Below are 20,453 nucleotides of genomic sequence, written 5' to 3' on the forward strand. Positions count from 1 at the left end.
ATCCCTCATCAAGGCATAAAAAAAGAAACCGCACGCGATGCGCAGTTTCTTCACACTTGGATCATATTGACGGAGCGTGCTTTTTTTGCCTTTCGCAGCCCGAACCACCATAAAAACAGCATAAAACGGCAGCATATAATATACCCAATGATTGAGGGCGGTAAGAATAAAATCGTACGAACCGTGCAGACATGAAGGCACGGCCAGCGAAATCACAAGCCATTTGACACGGGCTTTTTCTGCGAAAAGCGGGCTTTTCCGAGATAAAACCCCATAATCACTCCGATCAGCGCATGGCAGGAGACCGGCAGAAGCGCCCTTATGAAAGCATGCTCAACGCCGTGGCCGAATAAATACAGAATATTTTCAAGCGTGGCAAAGCCTAAAGACACACTGGCCCCGTAAACGATTCCGTCATAATGCTCATCAAAATGAGCATGCGGGTACACACTGATCATCAGAACGAACCATTTCACCGATTCTTCCAAAAATCCCGAAGACAAAAACGAAACGAAAAAGCTTCCTCCCCCCACATGCTCTTTTTCAAGAACATATTGGATAAACATGGTCGGAAACACAAGGACAACCCCGAGAAAAAAAGACCTCAGCACCATATGTACGGGTTCATTGTCATACTGATCTTTTAAATAAAAATAGCTTAACAGCGCAATGCCGGGAGCAATTCCTGCAGAGATGATTGCAAACATCAGGCAACCTCTTTCCTTTATATTCCTATATCTATGGTACCATGTTGTTCATATTTTTACATCTTTCAATTTTTTTAAAAAAGAGCATATGAATGATCATATGCTCTCTGCACCCAGCCGTTTTGATATTTCATTTGCGATCAAGCCGCCGTGAAAACGGCCGTTCTCGATAAAAATTTCATTGGCGTTATTTCCAGCCGCAATGACTCCGGCGATAAAAACACCGTCAACATTTGTTTCCATCGTTTCTTCCCGGAAAAACGGCCGGCCTGATTCCGCATCAATCCGCACACCGATTTTTTCGAGGAAACCGTGATCGGGATGGTATCCCGTCATGGCAAATACGAAATCGTTTTTCAGCCGGACCGTCTCATTTCGGCCGGAGCGGAAAATGATTTCATCTTCCGTCACTTCTTCAAGACAAGCGCCGAATTCCATTCGGATTGTGCCGTTTCTGACAAGGGCCTCAAACTCAGGCAGAATCCACGGCTTGATGCTCGGGGAGTACTCATGTCCTCTGTAGAGCACCGTGACGCGCGCACCGGACTTCACGAGTTCCAAAGCCGCGTCCACACTTGAGTTTTTCCCGCCGATCACAGCAACATCTTTATCAAAATAAGGATGGCCTTCTTTAAAGTAATGAAATACCTTAGGAAGCCCTTCACCCGGTATGTTCATATAATTCGGATGATCATAATATCCTGTCGCAATGATACAAAACGGAGTGAGGTAGCGGTCTTTTGACGTTTCTACAAGAAAACGGCCGTCTTCCTGTTTCGTTACGCGCTCCACCGTTTCAAAGGCGTTTACGCGCAGCTCTTTTCTTCTGACAACCTCTCTGTAATAAGAGAGAGCCTGTATTCGGACCGGTTTTCTGTTTTCCGTAATAAAGGCAACATCGCCGATCTCCAATTTTTCACTTGAACTGAAAAAAGTTTGGTGGGTCGGATAGTTATAAATGCTGTTTACGACATTCCCTTTTTCGATCACAAGCGCGTTCACGCCAATTTGCTTCAGATGTATAGCCGCCGATAATCCGCAAGGACCTCCGCCTATTATAATTGCTTTTTCTTCTGTCATGTCCTTCAACTCCTGCGATTGGCATTTCCATCATAAGTTTCCACTCATATAAAAAATCTCCTATATTATCATAGGAGATTTTTTTGTTTATGCAAACGATTGGTTTATATCCAGCCTCTGAAACGCGAAGCCTCAGCCATTTTCCGCACGCCGACCATGTAAGCCGCAAGCCTCATGTCAATCCGGCGGTTTTGGGACATTTCATAAATATTATTAAACGATTTTATCATCATATTTTCCAGTTTTTCCTCGACTTCTTCTTCACTCCAGTAGAAGCCCTGGTTGTTTTGAACCCATTCGAAATAAGAAACCGTTACACCGCCGGCGCTCGCCAGAACATCGGGAACCAGCAGCGTTCCTTTGTCTGTCAGGATTTTCGTTCCTTCCAGTGTCGTCGGTCCGTTTGCCGCTTCTACCACGATTTTCGCTTTGATGCGGTCAGCGTTTTCTTCTGTAATTTGGTTTTCGATCGCCGCCGGGACAAGTATATCACAGTCCAGCTCAAGCAGCTCCTGATTCGTAATGGTGTCATTGAAAAGCTTCGTCACCGTTCCGAAGCTGTCTCTGCGGTCAAGCAGATAATCAATATCAAGACCGTCCGGATCGTAAAGGCCTCCGTACGCGTCAGAAATTCCGACAACTTTCGCGCCAGCGTCGTGCATAAACTTAGCCAGATAGCTGCCCGCATTTCCGAAACCTTGTACGACGACGCGAGCGTTCTGAATATCGAGACCTTTTTTCTTGGCCGCTTCTTTTATGCAGATGGTGACGCCTTTTGCCGTCGCTGATTCCCTGCCGTGGGATCCGCCGAGTACAAGCGGTTTTCCCGTAATAAAGCCGGGTGAGTTAAATTCATCAATTCTTGAATATTCATCCATCATCCAAGCCATAATCTGTGAGTTTGTAAATACGTCAGGTGCCGGGACGTCTTTAGTCGGTCCGACAATCTGACTGATTGCTCTTACATATCCCCTGCTCAGTCTCTCAAGCTCTCTGAATGACATGTTTCTCGGATCACAAACAATTCCGCCTTTACCACCGCCATAAGGAAGATCAATAATTCCGCATTTTAAACTCATCCAGATGGAAAGTGCTTTCACCTCTTTTTCAGTTACATTCGGGTGAAAACGAATGCCGCCTTTTGTCGGACCTACGGAATCATTGTGCTGCGCACGATAGCCTGTAAATATTTTCACAGACCCGTCATCCATCCGAACAGGAATTTTAACCGTTAATAATCTGAGCGGCTCTTTCAGCAGTTCATACACTTCTTCTGGATACCCCAATTTTTCCAGAGCTTTATGTATTACGGTTTGGGTTGATTTTAATACATCATGTTTGTCTTCTTCATTATGACCGGTGAATCGATCGGCTGCCATTTGAGTTAACCTCCTAAAATCTTCTGTTTCTCTCATGCTCCCTTTCAGTGACTAGTATACACCTTCAATATCTCCGTGCATAGAAGAAAGACAATGATTTTTCCATTATTTCGCTTAAAAAAAGACGGCCGCTGAAAACAGCTGCCGTTTCAAATCTTTTTTATGAAAAATGTTTCTGGATGGTCTCCACAGCATTGCCGTCCATGATGAGTTTTCCGTACTCATGGAGCCTGTAAATCGTAATCGTCGCCGGGTGTCCGTATTCAGCCAGCACCGCGATGACACCTTCGGCGGAACGGGAGCCGAGGTCTTCAAGGCTTACATAGTATTGGTTCTCATAGTGGTAGACGGTGCCGCCGGTAATCCCGATTCGGTGAAGGCTTCCGGCAAGCTGAATGATATCTTCAAACGAATGGAACTGATAAATAATATCCGGGCTTTCGTCAAGTTTGACCTGCATCTCGATATAATCATCGTCATATTCGTCATCTTCTGCGTCCGCGTCATGATTTTTCGTTACAATCACAACCATACCTTGTGCCTGAAGAGAATATACTTCCACCGCGATCGGACCATTCGCTTCAAAGCCGAGCTCTGTATTTGCTTCATTCATCATATCTTTAAATAACTGGTGGACTTTAAACGAGTCCTTCCAGAGGTCTTCTTTTGTCAGTCCCCGATCAGTCAGATCGTCGAGGGTTAAAAAGATTTTAATCTTATTATAGTTCAGACGCTCAAGCCGCATAATGTTCCCTCCTGCCTCTTCTTGCACACAAATCATATAACACAGTATATGAATAAATGAGTCATAGGTTCTTAATTTGTTATCAGTTTACACCGTGTACAGCGGGAAGACAAGCAGAATGCCGTTTTTATCACCGCGGCCGGATTTGTTTCAGGAAAACGGCTCATCCGGTCCGCACAGCGTAATCATATGCGTCTCCGGCTTCGCCCCGAGCCTCAGCGGAACTTTTGTCGTCCCGTAGCCGTTGCTGATCAGGTAATGCGCTTTTTTTACCGTTCCCGTCCCGCCCAATTCGTACGGCCCGAACCGGCCGAAACGGATTTGGCCGCCATGCGTATGGCCGCTGAACACAGCGTCAATCCCGTCTGACTCCCTCATCTGCTCATGGATGTCAGGATTATGGCAAAGCAGGAGGTTTACTTTGTCAGCATCCGTATATCTGATTGCAGATTCGTAATCATCCATCATCATCCTGATATCATCCACCCCGCAGATCGTAACGGTTTCCCCTTTATAAGCAAACTGAACCGATTCATTTCTCAGCGGAATCACTTTGTAAACCCGTAAAAGTGAGAGCAATTTTTGCTGGCTGACCTCGTAATCATTATTTCCCCACACATAAATGACAGGCGCGAGAGCCGTCAGACGTTTGATGTTTTCTTCAATTCTGGCGTAAGGAACTCCGCCCTCCGCCAAATCACCGCCGAGCAAAACGGCATCCGGCTTATAAACTGCCGCTTCGCGGAGAAGCTTTTCATCAATTAAACGGCGGTGCACGTCAGATATAAAGAAGATGGTGAGCGGCTTCATCCCTTTCATTTTATCAAGCGTAAATGTATGTGTTTTCAAATGGCTGCCGTTTGCCGTTTTGTACATGACGGCCGCCATAACCGCAGCCGCTCCCGCCAATGAGCCGAGAATTCCCGCTGTAAGCTTCATAAACGCACTCTCCATTCTGTCATTGTCTTACATTAGACGGACAAACAAAAAAGACGTTTCTATCCTTTCCGGAAAACGCCTCATTTTATTTGCTTTCAAAATAAAGATTGATATCATACCGATGTTTCATCAAGTGAAAAACAGATTCTCTCGCCCTCCATTTTTCAGGCTGGGGCCATAAATCCGTGCTTTTTTGGATAATTTCACATCTCAGTTTATGAAATTCACCCTCAGCTTTTTCTTCCTTTTTTTAAAATAATAAGAAGTGCAATACGCAAAAGCGGAAGCCATAATCCAGCACAAATAAACCGTATGGCCTAATATTTCCTGCAGAATCAGCTGCGGAGAGGCTTGGGGGGCATTAAAGCTTTTAAACATCAGCAGTATACACATCAGAGAAAAACAAACGAGGGACGCCCACTGCCATCTTCGGCACTGTGCGGCATAATTTTCGTATTTTAATTTCCGTTTCACCAGCGCCTGAAGCATTTGTTTCGTCGGTCCGTCAGCAAATCGGTCTAATTGCTTCCATAAAGAATCCATGCGCTTCACACCTTGTCCGTTTTCATTGGTACACTATATGAAAAGCACGGTGAAAACATGCATTTATTTTAATCAGACAGCGGAATGTTCAGAACCTGGCCGGTGTACACGTCGTTTCCGTTTAATCCGTTGTAGCTGCGGATTTTCTCTTCGCCCGCCCGGCTTTTATAATATTTCATTGAAATGCGGTAAAGCGTTTCTTTCGGCTGTACAGTATGCTGTACGGTCCGCACTTTTTTCGGGACAGTCCCGGCTTGATCACTCGCGGCAGCCGGAGCCGCTTTTTCACGGACAGCCGGCGGAGACTGCTGTTTTGTCTCCGCGTATTCGGTGTCTGTCGGCTTTACTTGTTTTTCTGAGGGTGTTTCCGTTTTTCAGGTGTTTTTCACTTGGTTTTCTTTTGTTTTTCAGATGCAGCCGCTTCTTTCTTATCTTTGTCGTCAGACTTTTTTTCGGTTGTTCTAAAAGAGCGGTTTCTGACGTATCTTTCTGAGCGCCTTTCGGAATAACGGCAGGCGCGCTTTCACTGTGGTCTATGAAGACATCTTCATAGTCCTTCGGGTCAAATCTGCTGCTGTTCGTCATATAAAGAAGACCGAAAAAGACACCGATTGTTACGATAATGAACAGGACGGTCAGAAAAGTGAACAGCGGCGTTTTTGTTTTGGTTTTTCCTTCACCTGCTCTTCCTTTTTTTACGCTCCTCTTTTACAGATTGTCTTGTCGGGAGGCTGTCTTCAAGATATTCAATTTGTTCATCCGCGGCCGCGGCAACCTGCTGCTCGGCACGCAGCTGAGCTTTTCTTCTTTCAACTCTTGACATTTCCGTCATAGAAACCCCTCCTAACATATTGAAAACGGATCTGACAGGCAAATACCGCATCAATAATAAAATGCGCTGTAACCGGAACGAATAAATTGCCGGTCCATTCATAGATAAGCCCCAGCAAAAGACTGATGCCCGCAACCATCATAAACAGAAGCCACTTCGCCAAGTATCTGAAATGAAGCACGGTAAAAATGAAGCTGGCGGCCCATAAGCCGATATGTGTCTGCAGAACGCCTCTGAACAAAATCTCTTCGCTGAACGAAATGAGAAGCGTCAAAAACAAAATGTGCAGAACCGGCCTGTTCTTAAAAAGCAATACATTAATGCCGCCGTCATCATATAAATGCGAAGGACACCATTTCATCACCGCCAGATCGGCAAAAATGACAAGGACGGCAAGAGTTACACCGTACCATATGATATTATCGTCACGTATATGCCACAGCTTTAAAAAATCGTGAATGTCGGTGAAAAAGAAAAAGCCGATAACAGCTGAAACCGCCAATATGAGCAATTGGGTGGCATACAGCTGTATCACAATCTCCCGGTCTGAGAGCTGCTGGATCAATTCGCTTTGCCGTCTCAGCTGAACTCACCCGCAGACTCTGAACCGAAAATCCGGCCTAATTCCAGCTTCCAATCTTCAAACCGTTCCATGTTTTTCCGTTCTCCTTTTTGCTCGTACGGAGCCAGATCAAGTCCGCAGCTGCTGCAGCATTGTCCGGTTTGGCCTTCAGGCTCATACGATTCATCAAAATAAGACAGCAGCGCTTTTCTTATACATTCTTTCCGCTCTAATAACGCCGAAAAACGGTTCATTTTACGCAGCTTCTTTTCCACGCGGTATGTCAGTTCTTCCTGCAGCTGCTCTTTTGTGGTTTTTCCTTGCAGATACAGATGGACGGCCGTTCGCGCCTGTGTTTCCTGGACGCCTTTATTGATCAGAACGTCCCGAAGCTTTCGCTCATCATCCGTACCGGCATCCCGTATGACGGCCAGAATGCCTTCCAGATCATAATCAGACAGGCTTTCTGTCTGAATAATCTGCTGCTGAAGCTCGGTATCGCCGGGCGCCCTCAGCAAAATACTGACACTCGGGCTGCCGTCGCGTCCCGCTCTGCCGATTTCCTGCATAAAGGCCTCGGCCGTTTGAGGAGGATAAAAGTGAATGACAAAGCGGATATCTGACTTATCCACACCCATGCCGAACGCATTGGTACAGCAGATGCAATCAAGCTGGTTATGGATAAATTGCTGCTGGATCAAGATTCTGTCCCCTGTATCCATTCCGCCGTGATAATAATCCGTCCGCTTTCCCGTTTTTTCATTCAGCTCAGCCGCAAGCTCTTCCGCCCATTTTCTGGTCGGACAATATATGATACCCGGGCCTTCAAGCTTTTCGGCAAGCTCCGTGAGCCTGCTTATTTTTTCGGCATTATCAGCCAAATGTTCTGCCGCCAGGAGAATATTCGGCCGGTTGACTGAATAAAGATGACGCACAGCATGCTCAAGTCCGAGCACATCCGTCACGTCTCTGAGCGTTTCTTTTGTCGCTGTTGCGGTCAGCGCCAATACAGGCGGCTTTCCGAGTGCCTGTCTGAAAGGCCCGAGCTTCGAATAATCAGGCCTGAAATCATGTCCCCATTCTGATATGCAATGAGCCTCATCAATAACAAATAAACTGACCGAAACGTTTTTCAAACGGTTCAGTACATAAGGTGAAGAAAGGGCTTCAGGAGACATATAGAGAAATTTATACCGGCTGATGTTGCTGAGAATAAAATGCCGCTCTGCGGAATTCAGCATGCTGTTTAATGCCGCAACCCGCTTTTCTCCTTTTGCTTTCAGCTGCTGCACCTGATCTTCCATTAATGAAAGAAGCGGTGAAATAATCAGCACCAGCCCGTCCATCATGTAACCCGGGAGCTGATAGCATAATGATTTCCCCCCGCCGGTCGGAAGCATGGCGATCGTATCCTTTTTTGGAGCACGCTAGTCATAATCTCTTCCTGCCCTTTTTTAAAGGAATGCAAACCAAAATACCTGGATAAAGCTTTATGCAGCTCAGTCATGCTGATTCACCGTCTTTGCCAGCGCCAGCCTGATCTGGAAATAGCTGAAGCGCATCTGCATTCCTTCGCGAATCCGTTTAATTTTATTCGTTTGATGCTGTTTTGCAAATGCCGTTATCATACGCTGTTCCTCTTCAGAAAGATACTGTTCTATAAAAAATGCAGGCTGATGCAATGATATTTCTACGATATGGTCTTCGATTGTGGCGGTTTTTAAATTTCTGACCGCGGCGATCCGTTCAATCGGAAACCCTTTTTCCAACAGCTCAAAGGTTTTTCTGGCAGACTGTGTCAGCGCGCTTTCCGCCTGCAGATCGGACAACAGCTCGCGCAGAGCGGGATATGCACATTGCGGAAGCAATTGAATAACATAATGTACCGCTCCCCAAAACTGGACGGACACATACCATTCATCTTCGTTCAGCTGGAGAGCGAGCTGCTTATTCGTTTTGCCGATTCTGTTGAATGAAGTTAAAGAATAGACAAAAATAAGCGCCTGCCGTTCACTTACGCCTTGCAGAAGCTGAAACAGCGCGTCATGCATTTGGACGGAAAGCTCTTTAGCATCTCTGTTTTTCCGCATGAACCGTTTGACCCATCTCAGCGTCTGCACATCGTTGGTAACCGGGATATATTGACTGCATTGATGCTCTTTGTTTGACAGGACTTGAATGAGCAGGGAAAGCCGCCTCCACAGAGTGACGGCAGGAGTTTGATAATTCGCGCCGTGGCAGTGCTTCGGCCAAGGCCGCTCGGCAAACGCCCGTTCAAGCCTTTGAACGCCGCGCGCAGTCACTTTCCACGTTCCCTCTTCTTTTCCGGCTGTAATGTATGAGTTCTCGGTGAGTTTATGCAAAGAAGCAGCAATATCGCCGCGTTCACACTGTGAAGCCATGCCGAAATATTTAGCGATCTGAAATAAGCCGGCATCCTGAATGGTTTGAGACGACTTTTTTCCTTTTAATAAATGAAACACAGCACTGGGAGTCCGTTCGCCGTCTATTTTGTCCAGACAGTCGAGAACCACGGTATCAAAGTAGTTTATCGCCAATCTAAACACACCTACATTTCTTTTGTGACAAGTTTCGTTTTTTGGTTCTTTTTATTTTAACAGATTTTCATATAAATTTGACGTTTAAAGTCATCTTTTAGGGGGAAGTGCTAAAGAGAATCCCTTATGTGATAAGCATTCTCAATCATTTTTCTGTTGAAATTTGACACTAACATCATTACAATAAGTAAGAGGAATAGGTGTTATATTTAAATTATATAAGGTAAACCATTTGTTCCAACACGAACAATCTGGGAGGTTTTATTCATGGCAAAGTACACAATTGTAGATAAAGATACGTGTATTGCATGCGGCGCCTGCGGAGCTGCGGCACCAGACATTTATGATTATGATGATGAAGGCATTGCGTTCGTTACGCTTGACGAAAATAAAGGTGTCGTCGAAGTTCCGGAAGTTCTGGAAGAAGATATGATTGACGCATTTGAAGGATGCCCTACTGATTCAATCAAAGTTGCGGATGAACCGTTCGAAGGCGATCCGCTGAAATACGAATAAAAAAGCCCTCCCCGTGAGAGGAGCTTTTTCGTCCTGAATAAGACTCCGGCTGTTATCGGCCGGAGTCTTATTTTTTTGCCGATCAGCACAAACAAAAAAAGCGTCCGGCTGTTCTTCACAGAGCGGACGCTTTAAGCCTTTATTGTGTTTGGATGCTGCGTTTTTGTTCAATCCAAGGTTTCAGCTTCGTAAAGATGAACGTAAAGACGATGGTGATGATAATGCCTTTTACAATGTTAAACGGCAGAATTCCTGCGACAACCGCCGTTTTCAACTGGCTGTTTGACAATGCTGGTGAATGTAAAAACCAAGTATACGCGGGCAGGATAAGAATATAGTTCAAAATACTCATCAGCACGGTCATCGCCGCGGTTCCGGCCAGCAGGCTCACTGCAAGCCCTTTTGCAGAATTGAGCTTTTTAAACATAAACGCCGTCGGCAGAATAAACAGCGTTCCCGCGATAAAATTGGCTGCCTGCCCGACAGGCACGCCGGCCATGCTTCCTTGAATGATATACTGCAGAATATTTTTAATCGCTTCAACCGCAATCCCCGCCGCAGGCCCGTAAACCAAAATGGCGATAATTGCAGGAACGTCACTGAAATCAATTTTCAAGTAATCCGGCAGCCCCGGAAACGGGAAATTTAACAGCATAAGCACAAACGCAATACTGCTAAGCATACTGATGACAACTAATTTTTTTACTTTCACAATGCTCTCTCCTTTTCGATCAAATCTCTCGAAAAGAGGAAAGGTTCTTTTGCGCCCCAATAAAAAAACCGCTTTTGTTAAAAAGCGGGAGCTTACTAAGGCTTGGCAAAGAAACGTTTGATATAAGCATCAAAACGTCTGCTGAACCTCCATCTTCTCCCATCCAGACTATACTGTCGGCTCCGGAATCTCACCGGATCCTGCCGCCGAAGCAGCTCGCGGGCTTAGAGCGTGATGCTCATCACCGCCGGTAGGGAATTTCACCCTGCCCCGAAGATTGATCTTATGAATTTATTCACATTATATATGATCAAATTGTAATTGTATAGAGAACTGCTCAATTTTATATAAAATATTGATGATGCCCATTTTAACTGAATTATCGGCTTCCTTTTCTCCTTTACTGCGTCAATACACATTGACACTCTATTAAGAATATGATAAATTATCAGATATTTAGTCAGCTAAACTAGGAGGAAATCTAACAATGTTTCGAGTTTTGGTCTCAGATAAGATGAGCAATGACGGCTTAAAGCCGCTGATGGAATCAGACTTTATAGAAATTGTTCAAAAAAACGTCGCGGATGCAGAAGATGAATTACATACCTTTGATGCCCTGTTAGTCCGCAGTGCCACAAAAGTAACCGAAGAATTGTTTAAAAAGATGACTTCTTTAAAAATCGTCGGCAGAGCCGGTGTCGGCGTAGACAACATCGACATTGATGAGGCCACAAAACATGGAGTTATCGTGATAAACGCGCCGAATGGAAACACCATTTCAACGGCAGAGCATACATTCGCGATGATTTCTTCATTAATGAGACACATCCCGCAAGCCAATATCTCAGTAAAATCAAGAGAATGGAACCGGACGGCTTTTGTCGGGGCGGAGCTCTACGGAAAGACTTTAGGCATTGTCGGTCTGGGCCGGATCGGAAGCGAGATTGCCCAGCGCGCCAGAGCGTTCGGTATGACGGTTCATGTATTCGATCCTTTCTTAACCGAAGAGAGAGCCGGCAAAATCGGCGTAAACAGCCGGACATTCGAAGAAGTGCTTGAAAGCGCGGATATCATTACCGTCCACACGCCTTTAACAAAGGAAACAAAGGGACTGCTTAACAGAGAAACCATTGCCAAAACGAAAAAAGGCGTCCGTCTTATCAACTGCGCAAGAGGCGGCATTATTGATGAAGCGGCGCTTTTGGAAGCGCTGGAAAGCGGCCATGTCGCAGGCGCTGCCCTTGATGTGTTTGAAGTGGAACCGCCAGTTGAATCAAAGCTTCCCGACCATCCGCTGGTGATCGCCACACCTCACTTAGGCGCTTCAACGAAAGAAGCACAGCTGAATGTCGCGGCACAGGTTTCTGAAGAAGTGCTGCAGTTTGCAAAAGGTCTGCCTGTCATGTCAGCGATCAACCTGCCTGCGATGACGAAAGATGAATTCAAAAAAATCCAGCCTTATCACCAAATTGCCGATAAAATCGGAAGTCTCGTGTCACAATGTATGAAGGAACCCGTCAAAGATGTTGCGATTCAATATGAAGGCACCATCGCCAAACTTGAAACATCATTTATTACAAAAAGCCTGCTGTCCGGTTTCTTAAAACCGCGTGTAGACTCAACGGTCAATGAAGTGAACGCCGGCGGTGTAGCAAAAGAACGCGGTATCAGCTTCAGCGAGAAGATTTCCTCCAATGAATCAGGATATGATAACTGCATCAGCGTAAAAGTAACCGGAGACCGGAGCACATTTACGTTAACGGCTACGTATATCCCTCACTTCGGTGAACGAATCGTTGAACTGAACGGCTTTAATATTGACTTAAATCCTGCCGGCCACCTCGTTTATATCCAGCACCAGGATACGACTGGTGTAATCGGACGCGTCGGACGCATCCTCGGCGATAACGATATCAATATCGCTACCATGCAGGTAGGCCGTAAAGAAAAAGGCGGAGAAGCCATTATGATGCTTTCTTTTGATAAACATTTAGATGATAAAGTCGTCAATGAGCTGACTTCAGTTCAGGATATTGTTTCCGTTAAACTGATTGACCTTCCGTAACCAACAGAAAACCCAAAACATTCATATGTTTTGGGTTTTTTACGTTTAATGGGTCGGAAGCGGATTAGGCGCGGCAGGCACAGCAATCGGTTTTGTCACATCATAATTACCGATTTTCTTTGCGTGTGCATGTGTGAACAGCACCTCAGAATAACCGAATTCCTTCGCGGTTAACAAAAGCCCTTCGATCATTAAAATGCCTTCCAGCGAATCTTCAACTTTATGTTTTTCGGACAATTGGATCCGCAGCTGCTCGCCGTCTTCCCTTTCCGATACCGATGCAATCGCATCTGCTTCTATAATGCTCGCGGTCTGTGAGCCTCCGTCTGTTGTCTTCATCCCGTCAATAGCCTGATATACTGAATAATAGGTTTGTTCAGACGGGATGAGATACTCTTGTCCCAGACTGTCGCTGTAAGAAAAATACGCCCGGTTTGTCTGTTTATGTACGGACATCTCAGCGGAAATGCCGTAAGATTTATAAAAATCCTGTCCGGCTCCGTTTTGAACCTTTTTCAATTTAATCCGCTCGTAAGGACTCCATGTCAAAGTCTCTTTCAGCATCTTTTTCAATAAGTCAGCATCGGCAGCTGATTCGATAGAAAGACGTCCGTTTACCTGCACAAGCAAATCCTTATTATCCGCCGTTACCTGCACACCGTCCAAAAGGTTCGGCACAGAAAGGAAAGATTCGGGCACTTCTAAGTTTTCTGCATCAGATAATGCCTCTGAAACCGATTCGTCAGGCTTCTTTTTTTCAAAACTGACCGGAATGACGGCGGATGTATCTGAATCGGCAAACGCCAAAGTAATGTAATTGTTTTTGTTTTCGTTAGAAACGACAAACGTCTTCTGATCCGGCTTGACAGCAGCTGACTGACTGGCTTTTTCAGCTTGACCGCTGTCAGCTGTAAGATCACCGGCAAATTTGTTTGTCATCAGGTGAGGAGAAATAATCAGAGCGATGCACAATGCGCAGATGCCGGCTGCGGCGGGGCCGATCCAGCTTCGGGCCGGTTTTTTCCTGTACGGTTTACCCGTTTCAATATTCCGGTAAATGGCCTCGGGTGAACGATGATCTCTAACCGCCGGAAGTTGTCTTAACAACTCCTCTACTCTTTCTTCGTTCCAATATGACTTCATCATCCATTAGCTCCTCCCTCAAAAGCTCCATCTGTTTCCGAAGTATTTTGAGCCCTCTGTGTTGGGTCGTTTTGACTTTGCTTTCCGAGAAGCGGAGAGCGGCGGCTGTTTCCTGAATGGAATATCCCTGAATAAATCTCAAGATAATAACAGCTCTTTGATCAATGGTGCAATGATCAAGCGCGGTATAAATTTCCCGGACATTTTCATGCTGTACGGCGAGTTCGTCCGGAAGCAAATGCTGATCTCTGACATCTTGTGTATCCCAATCAAACGTACCCATAATACGCTGTCTGATCGTCTGCTGCTTGCGGAACCAGTCAATCGCCACATGGCGTGCGATGGACAACAGCCATGTTTTTCACTGCTTCTTCCTTCAAATGTATGATAGGAATTCAAGACGCGGATATACACTTCCTGCGTCAAATCTTCAGCCTGCGACTTATCTTTTACCATATAAAATAAAAATTGATATAAATCTTGATGGTATGCATCGTATAATATCTGAAAGGTTTCTTCCATGGGAAACCCCTCCGTTCACTTTTTTGTCGTAAAAATGCGTTGAAAAGTTACATTACAACTATATTACGAGAAACTGGAATTTGGAAGGGAATTTATATTAACATATTCTTAAATTTTTAAAGGAGAAACAAACAAAAAACACCCGCATGTTCTGCGGGTGTTTCGTATGGAACAAGATTGTTCGTCAATTTCAGACGTCATCCTGCGCTTTTGTCGGAATATAAAATGTAAACGTCGTCCCTTTGTCGATGCTGCTGTGAACCGCAATTGAGCCGCCGTGGGCTTCCACGATATTTTTTACGATGGCGAGTCCGAGTCCGGTCCCCGCCCTGCCTCTTGTTCTTGCTTTGTCCGCTTTATAAAAACGTTCAAAAATAAAAGGCAGATCCTCTTCCGGTATTCCCGAGCCGGAATCTTTGATATCGATTTTCAGTCCGTCTTTTACGGTCTGAGCCGCGATATGAACGCTTCCGCCTGACTCCGTATGGCGCAGCGCATTATCTATAAGGTTGGTAAACACCTGTTCCATTTTGTCTTCGTCAAAGACACACTCCGGCTGAGACACCGAGATGTCCTCTGTGAGCGAAACGCCTTTTTCCTTCGCTACCCCAGAAAATTTGCGGGAGATCTTCTCCAGAAATTCATGCAGGTTTACCGTTTCATAGCGCAGACCCGTATGTCCGGATTCCATTCTGGCTAAATCCAGCAAATCATTGACGAGCCGGCCCATGCGAAGAGATTCATCATAAATGATCTGCGCGATTTCTTTTTTCTCCTCTTCGGTGCTTGCAATGTCGTCCACTATTGCTTCACTGTATCCCTGCAGCATAGAAATCGGGGTTCTGAGCTCATGACTGACATTGGCAATGAAGTCTTCACGCAATTTATCCAGCCTGCGCTCTTCGGTCATATCACGGAGCACGGCCACGGCGCCGCGGACGTGTGATTCCGCATAAAGAGGCGACATCAATAAAACCCATGACCTTCCTTGAAGCGTCATTTCAATCATTTGCTCTTTTTCCGTGTTCACTGCATTTTGAAATAGCTCTTTTGCTTCAGGGGGAAGGTTGTCTCCTTCTTTAATGTTCATGTTCTGCTCATAATACCATGCCTGCAGAAAACGTTCGGCCGGCGGGTTGGTCACCAAAATGGTGCCGTCGATATTAATGGTGATGACCCCGTCTGCCATACTGCTTAAAATATTGGACAGCTGTTCTTTTTCCTGATTCAGCGCGTTAATATGGAAATTGAGCTGCCGTCCCATCTGATTAAAGGCAATGGCCAGTTCCCCGATTTCATCTTGGGTCAGAATCGGAATTTTTGTATCAAACTTTCCTTTCGCCAAGTCTTGGGCGCCTTCCCGCATTTTCCGAAGGGGATATGTCACCCTGCTGGATAAAAAGAACGCGAAAAACGTTGTCAAGACGATGGCAATGCCCGCCGCAAGAAAAATATAGCGTGTCGTATGTTTCGTCGTATCTTTGACGGCAAGCAGCGATTGGGATAAAAAGACCATGCCTTTTTTGCCGTCTTTTTCATACGGCACTCCGACGATCAGCCGTTCGTTATCCGAACCGGCATTTTTGGGGACCGCGCGTTTGCTTACTTTATTGCGGTCTGTCAGCGCCTTGTGCAGATCCCGGTCATGTTTAATCTGCTCTAATGTAATAGAGGATAAATGATTATCGTCATTGGGCGAATACCAGACATGCTTATCATCCTGAATGATCGCGATGCTCGTTAAATTGTCCGCCAGTTCCCACGTGATGGATCTGGCAAGCGGCTGGTCTTCATGATTTTCTATTATGACCGCAATTTTATCGGCAAGCTGCGTTAAATCTTTTTCCGCTTCTTCAACGTGGTAATTTTCTATAAATTCCAGAAGCAGCACCGTTAAAATAAATAAAACAATTAACACGAGTGAAAGAATGGTAAACCAAAGCTTTCCTACTACGCTTTTCCAAAACTTCATTCAGCGCCTACCTCAAATTTGTATCCGACTCCCCAGACGGTGACGATTTTTTTTGCCGCTCCCGGGGACACTTTGTTTAATTTTTCACGGAGCCGTTTGACATGAGTGTCCACTGTTCTGAGGTCTCCGAAAAATTCATACTGCCACACTTCTTTTAAAAGCTTTTCCCTGTCATACACTTTGTCCGGTGTTTTCGCCAGGAAGTACAGCAGTTCATATTCCTTCGGCGTCAGGCTCACCTCCGTGCCGTCCGCAGTCACCCTGTGAGCATCGTGATCAATGGATAGATGCGAGAAGACGAGCACATTTTTTGTCGGGGTATTGGCTGTCAGATAAGATGTTTGGGAAGCCCTTCTTAAAAGCGCCTTTACCCGAAGCACCACTTCTCTCGGGCTGAAAGGCTTGACGATATAATCGTCCGTACCTGCTTCAAATCCCTGGACGCGGTTGGCTTCTTCCCCTTTTGCCGTCAGCATGATAATCGGGGTCGCTTTTTTTTCTCTGAGCTGCCGGCATACTTCTATTCCGTCCGTTCCCGGCATCATTAAATCCAAGAGCACCAGATCATAATCTGATGCCAGCCCCATTTTAATGGCCTCGTCTCCGTTTTCCGCTTCTTCAATCACATAGTTTTCCCGTTCAAGGTACATTCTTAAAAGGCGTCGAATTCTGGCTTCATCATCTACTACTAATATTTTAGTTTCATTTGTTTGATCCATCGTTTTCCCCCTGCTTTCCTTCTGTTACTTTCATTTTAACAAACTGTGCGGCAGCTTGAGAACTGTATCGGCTTTTTGCATCTATGCGTACGAATGAAGTCCGGCAAGCACAAGATTCACAAAAATTAAGTTAAACATAATAATAGCGAAGCCGATGACGGCAAGCCACGCGGACTTTTCGCCATGCCAGCCTCTTGACAGCCGCAAGTGCAAATACGCTGCGTAAAATAGAAAGGTGATCAGCGCCCATACTTCCTTCGGGTCCCAGCCCCAAAAACGCGTCCATGCAAGCTGCGCCCAAATCATCGCAAACACAAGCGCGCCGAGTGTGAATACCGGAAAACCGATGGAAACAGCGCGGTAGCCGACTTCATCGACCAAGTCCAGATTCACATTTTTGACGAGCGGGCTTATAAGAGCGCTGATTCTCTTTCTGAATATCAGCCTGAGCGCCCCGTATAAAACGAGACCTGCGCCAAACGACCAGATCACCGTATTGACCTTTCTGCCTGAAAAAATGGCCGGAAGCTCAATAAGCGGCTTCATTGCGCCTTCCGTAAGCAGTTCTCCGTCATGCGGGCCGACAAGCGCAGGCATATCATATATCATCACGCTTTTGGCCTCTTTTTATCCACCCAATTAAATTCTGCTTTGTAGTCCGCCAGCCGGAATGCCGACGTGACGGCGATAAATGCCACGGTCGTCACGAGTATAAACATGATGACTTCAAGCCAGAACGTTTTTTTGCCCGGTCTGGATTGGTCGACATGCTTTAACAGGAAAATGACGCCGGCTACAAAACTGATCGCAAGAATCGCCTGCCCGAGCGCCGCCGTCGTGACGTGAATGTACAGCCAATTGCTCTGCAGTGACGGAATAAGCGGCGTGATGTCTGTCGGAAACATGCTTGCATATGCGATAAGCAAAAGCGCGATAGACAATGTGAACATGCCTAATGAAGGCAGTCTGTAAATAAAGTAAATAATAATAAAAGCGAGAACAAGCATCATGCCGAATGACGTCGTAAATTCAAACATATTGCTGACAGGCGCATGTCCGCTTGCCGACCATCTCGCAATGAAATAGCCGAGATGACAAAGAAATCCGAAAATGGTTAACGTGATTCCGATAGCCGACCAGCGGCCCTTACCGTCCTTCGCACCTTTTGTTCCCCGGATGGCGCCGCCGAAAACCGGGACGGCAATTAAATAAATCAAAAAGGCAGCATAAAGAAAATTTGCGCTCAGCTCCGCCATGACACCACTCCTTTTTCACTAGGCCTGATTTTTGGCCAATTCTTTTTGATCGGCCGGCTCTTGAATCCCGGTCCCGCTAAGAACAAATTCGATATCCTTTTTCAGACCGAACCAGTTTTTGTTCGTATGTCCCGCCACAAGCACTTCATGATCACCTGTTTTGATCCAGATCCTTCTGTGCTGCCAGTACATCCCTTGAATGACGCCGATCATAAAGATCGCGCCGCCGACGGCAAGCACCCATAAGGTTAAGTCTTTTCTGACGGTGAGTCCTGTAATGTTTTTTGTTTCCACATGGTCGAATTTTAATTTGTACTTGTTACTTTCGGAACCTTCAACAGTCTGCTGAATCGCAACAAAACTTTTCTCCCCTTTCGGCTTGTCGGGAGCCGTGATTTTAAAGACAAAAGCCGGATTGTTAGGAACCTTCGTTTTCGTGCTCGGTTCTCCGTCCTTGTTAAAATAAAAATCAGGAAGATAACTGGCGATCTGCACTTTGTAACCGTTACCAAGATCGTAGTCCGTGTCGGGATCAAGAAGATTGATCTTCAGTTTGCCGAATGACTGTTTTGTTTTTGGTCGATCAGCTGAAATACCATCTGATCGAGCTGGTTTTCTTTATAGTCCACCTGATACACAGAATAGGAGTCAAAGCGCAGCGGTTCATTGACGCGGATATTGTTTTCTTTGACTCTTTTAAGCTTCGGCTTTTCACCGAATACAATGTCGCCTTCCCTCTTGTACAGAACCGCGTCCGTTGTGAAGGATTTGGCGACTTTGCCGTTTCCGGCTCTATCAATGGCGTCGGCGAATACTTTTTTCTCAGTGTCTTTGTTATATGTCTGCATCGTGAACCGGTTGTTTTTTAAGTAATATTTGCCGTCAGTACCGGGGATCTGGGCGGTTTCGCCTTCACGGACCCAGAGCGTTTCATCGACATACATACCGGGTACAAATCTCAGCATGGCTCCGATCAGAAAAATGATCAGGCCGATATGATTGACATAGGGTCCCCACCTTGAAAAACGGCCTTTTTCCGCCAGGATGCTTCCCTCTTGTTCTCGCACTCTATAATGCTTTTTTTTCAATCGTGTTCTGAGGCCATCAGCCGCATCCCCGCTCAGCTCGGTTTCTGTCCGGCTGTATAGACGCTGCCTCTTCAAAAAGACCGGATTCCGCCGAACTCCTTGATTTTTCAGCGCCCTGTACAAAGGAATCACCCGATCCAGGCTGCAGATGACCAGTGATATGCCAATGGATGCGATCAGGAGCATATACCACCATGAGCCGTACAGGTGATGAAACCCCAGCAAATAATACAGTTGGCCGATTATGCCGTACTGCTGTTCATAATATGTATCCGGCTGGGCGCCCGGCGGCAGATAAGCTTCCTGCGGAAAAACCGTGCCGAAAGCAGATGCCGCCAGAGTAATGACAATCAGCCATATTCCGACTTTTACGGAAGAAAAGAAGTTCCATACCTTATCTACGATTGTTTTGTTATATGTTTGCGAACGCCTTGCGCTGCCGTCGTACCGCATATCGGCAAGCGGCGATTTTTGATCATCAAGCGGCTTCCCGCACGACTCGCACAAAACCGTCCCGGCTGGATTCACGTGCCCGCATTCACATTTGACCTTTTTCATGAAGACGCCTCCGGCTTAATTAAATTCATATAGTCATGAACCATGCGTTCTGTCATCGTGCCGGTCACCACTTTTACGACTTTTCCGTCGGGATTGATCAAAAATGTCGTCGGAATAGGTGATACGCCGTACGCATCCAGCACTTGCCGGTCAGTATCGAGCGCAACCGGGAAATTGACGCCGTATGTTTTCATAAAATTATGTACTGCAATTTTTGATTCGCCGACATTTACCGCAACCACCTCGACACCGAGGTCTTTAAAATGCTTGTATTGATTCTCCATGTAGGGAAATTCCTGCTTGCACGGCTCACACCACGTTCCCCAGAAATTCAGAAAAACACCTTTCCCTTTTAACTGACTCAGTTCTATGAGTCTGCCCTCTGTATCTTTCAGCGCGAAATTCGGGGCTTTGGACCCCTCAGATATACGCTCTCCGTTTGTGTAAACGGCATTATAGATGGTATATCCGAGCGCGCAGAGTAAGATGAGAAGGATGCCGGTCCGAATGAATAAACGCCGCCGTTTTTTGTTCATTGTACACTGCTCCCCTCCCCT

13 protein-coding genes, 7 pseudogenes and 1 riboswitch are annotated in these 20,453 nt (G+C 45.9%); of the genes and pseudogenes, 2 read left to right on the forward strand and 18 right to left on the reverse strand.

Going from position 1 to position 20,453, the window contains the following annotated elements; translation table 11 throughout:
• Nucleotides 1-50: 50 nt before the first annotated feature.
• From prsW to D368_RS17945, 10 genes and pseudogenes are all read right to left on the reverse strand, one after another.
• Nucleotides 51-707: pseudogene (gene prsW, locus D368_RS17900) on the reverse strand (glutamic-type intramembrane protease PrsW).
• A 96-nt stretch (nucleotides 708-803) separates the two neighbouring features.
• Complete coding sequence (locus D368_RS17905) at nucleotides 804-1,787, reverse strand: YpdA family putative bacillithiol disulfide reductase (RefSeq protein ID WP_012117874.1); 984 nt, start codon at nucleotides 1,785-1,787, stop codon at nucleotides 804-806.
• Between the two features lie 104 nt (nucleotides 1,788-1,891).
• Nucleotides 1,892-3,166 (reverse strand): NAD-specific glutamate dehydrogenase, encoded by a 1,275-nt coding sequence (gene gudB / locus D368_RS17910; RefSeq protein WP_003153413.1) that lies wholly within the window; start codon nucleotides 3,164-3,166, stop codon nucleotides 1,892-1,894.
• Nucleotides 3,167-3,326: 160 nt separating this feature from the next.
• Nucleotides 3,327-3,911, reverse strand: coding sequence for a genetic competence negative regulator (locus tag D368_RS17915; RefSeq protein ID WP_003153412.1), 585 nt, complete (start codon nucleotides 3,909-3,911; stop codon nucleotides 3,327-3,329).
• Nucleotides 3,912-4,061: 150 nt separating this feature from the next.
• Nucleotides 4,062-4,850 (reverse strand): metallophosphoesterase, encoded by a 789-nt coding sequence (locus D368_RS17920; protein ID WP_101562237.1) that lies wholly within the window; start codon nucleotides 4,848-4,850, stop codon nucleotides 4,062-4,064.
• Between the two features lie 85 nt (nucleotides 4,851-4,935).
• Nucleotides 4,936-5,393 (reverse strand): annotated as a pseudogene (locus tag D368_RS17925) (YpbF family protein).
• A gap of 68 nt (nucleotides 5,394-5,461) precedes the next feature.
• Nucleotides 5,462-6,225 (reverse strand): annotated as a pseudogene (locus D368_RS17930) (LysM peptidoglycan-binding domain-containing protein).
• Nucleotides 6,203-6,790, reverse strand: a complete 588-nt coding sequence (locus D368_RS17935) for a CPBP family intramembrane glutamic endopeptidase (RefSeq protein ID WP_071391678.1) — start codon at nucleotides 6,788-6,790, stop codon at nucleotides 6,203-6,205. Before D368_RS17935 ends, D368_RS17930 begins: the two are co-directional and overlap by 23 nt.
• A 14-nt stretch (nucleotides 6,791-6,804) precedes the next feature.
• Nucleotides 6,805-8,294 (reverse strand): annotated as a pseudogene (locus D368_RS17940) (RecQ family ATP-dependent DNA helicase).
• Nucleotides 8,287-9,345, reverse strand: a complete 1,059-nt coding sequence (locus tag D368_RS17945) for a YpbB family protein (RefSeq protein ID WP_071391676.1) — start codon at nucleotides 9,343-9,345, stop codon at nucleotides 8,287-8,289. Before D368_RS17945 ends, D368_RS17940 begins: the two are co-directional and overlap by 8 nt.
• 267 nt (nucleotides 9,346-9,612) lie before the next feature.
• Between D368_RS17945 and D368_RS17950 the strand changes: the two genes are divergently transcribed.
• Nucleotides 9,613-9,861, forward strand: coding sequence for a ferredoxin (locus D368_RS17950; protein ID WP_003153403.1), 249 nt, complete (start codon nucleotides 9,613-9,615; stop codon nucleotides 9,859-9,861).
• Between the two features lie 139 nt (nucleotides 9,862-10,000).
• Here D368_RS17950 and fmnP read toward each other — a convergent pair whose 3' ends face one another.
• Complete coding sequence (fmnP, locus tag D368_RS17955; RefSeq protein WP_003153402.1) at nucleotides 10,001-10,573, reverse strand: riboflavin transporter FmnP; 573 nt, start codon at nucleotides 10,571-10,573, stop codon at nucleotides 10,001-10,003.
• Between the two features lie 147 nt (nucleotides 10,574-10,720).
• Nucleotides 10,721-10,855: riboswitch (FMN riboswitch) on the reverse strand.
• A gap of 205 nt (nucleotides 10,856-11,060) precedes the next feature.
• Here fmnP and serA point away from each other — a divergent pair.
• Nucleotides 11,061-12,638, forward strand: a complete 1,578-nt coding sequence (serA, locus tag D368_RS17960) for a phosphoglycerate dehydrogenase (protein ID WP_003153401.1) — start codon at nucleotides 11,061-11,063, stop codon at nucleotides 12,636-12,638.
• A 45-nt stretch (nucleotides 12,639-12,683) separates the two neighbouring features.
• On the opposite strand, the gene D368_RS17965 is transcribed toward serA, so the two are convergent.
• From D368_RS17965 to resA, 7 genes and pseudogenes are all read right to left on the reverse strand, one after another.
• A complete protein-coding gene (locus D368_RS17965; protein ID WP_458306034.1) occupies nucleotides 12,684-13,784 on the reverse strand; it encodes a sugar dehydratase in 1,101 nt (366 codons plus the stop codon).
• Nucleotides 13,720-14,303, reverse strand: a pseudogene (sigX, locus tag D368_RS17970) (RNA polymerase sigma factor SigX). Before sigX ends, D368_RS17965 begins: the two are co-directional and overlap by 65 nt.
• Before the next feature lie 190 nt (nucleotides 14,304-14,493).
• Complete coding sequence (locus D368_RS17975; RefSeq protein ID WP_071391674.1) at nucleotides 14,494-16,275, reverse strand: ATP-binding protein; 1,782 nt, start codon at nucleotides 16,273-16,275, stop codon at nucleotides 14,494-14,496.
• Nucleotides 16,272-16,994: a DNA-binding response regulator ResD gene (gene resD / locus D368_RS17980; RefSeq protein WP_003153397.1), complete on the reverse strand. Its 723-nt coding sequence runs from the start codon at nucleotides 16,992-16,994 to the stop codon at nucleotides 16,272-16,274. Before resD ends, D368_RS17975 begins: the two co-directional genes overlap by 4 nt.
• 81 nt (nucleotides 16,995-17,075) lie before the next feature.
• Nucleotides 17,076-18,250 (reverse strand): annotated as a pseudogene (gene ccsB, locus D368_RS17985) (c-type cytochrome biogenesis protein CcsB).
• 18 nt (nucleotides 18,251-18,268) lie between these two features.
• Nucleotides 18,269-19,896, reverse strand: a pseudogene (gene resB / locus D368_RS17990) (cytochrome c biogenesis protein ResB).
• The gene (gene resA, locus D368_RS17995) at nucleotides 19,893-20,432 is read right to left on the reverse strand and encodes a thiol-disulfide oxidoreductase ResA (RefSeq protein WP_003153391.1); all 540 of its coding nucleotides are present in this window, start codon (nucleotides 20,430-20,432) and stop codon (nucleotides 19,893-19,895) included. Before resA ends, resB begins: the two are co-directional and overlap by 4 nt.
• Nucleotides 20,433-20,453 lie beyond the last annotated feature (21 nt).

It is taken from the genome of Paenibacillus lentimorbus NRRL B-30488 (assembly GCF_000411595.1).
Taxonomy (GTDB): Bacteria; Bacillota; Bacilli; order Bacillales; family Bacillaceae; genus Bacillus; species Bacillus velezensis.

Bases quoted from the DNA above. Each gene is read 5' to 3' on its own strand.
- D368_RS17920 (WP_101562237.1), bottom strand. From the start codon at position 4,850: ATGAAGCTTACAGCGGGAATTCTCGGCTCATTGGCGGGAGCGGCTGCG.
- D368_RS17965 (WP_458306034.1), bottom strand. From the start codon at position 13,784: ATGATGAAGTCATATTGGAACGAAGAAAGAGTAGAGGAGTTGTTAAGA.
- serA (WP_003153401.1), top strand. From the start codon at position 11,061: ATGTTTCGAGTTTTGGTCTCAGATAAGATGAGCAATGACGGCTTAAAG.
- D368_RS17975 (WP_071391674.1), bottom strand. From the start codon at position 16,275: ATGAAGTTTTGGAAAAGCGTAGTAGGAAAGCTTTGGTTTACCATTCTT.
- resA (WP_003153391.1), bottom strand. From the start codon at position 20,432: ATGAACAAAAAACGGCGGCGTTTATTCATTCGGACCGGCATCCTTCTC.
- D368_RS17905 (WP_012117874.1), bottom strand. From the start codon at position 1,787: ATGACAGAAGAAAAAGCAATTATAATAGGCGGAGGTCCTTGCGGATTA.
- D368_RS17950 (WP_003153403.1), top strand. From the start codon at position 9,613: ATGGCAAAGTACACAATTGTAGATAAAGATACGTGTATTGCATGCGGC.
- gudB (WP_003153413.1), bottom strand. From the start codon at position 3,166: ATGGCAGCCGATCGATTCACCGGTCATAATGAAGAAGACAAACATGAT.
- D368_RS17915 (WP_003153412.1), bottom strand. From the start codon at position 3,911: ATGCGGCTTGAGCGTCTGAACTATAATAAGATTAAAATCTTTTTAACC.
- resD (WP_003153397.1), bottom strand. From the start codon at position 16,994: ATGGATCAAACAAATGAAACTAAAATATTAGTAGTAGATGATGAAGCC.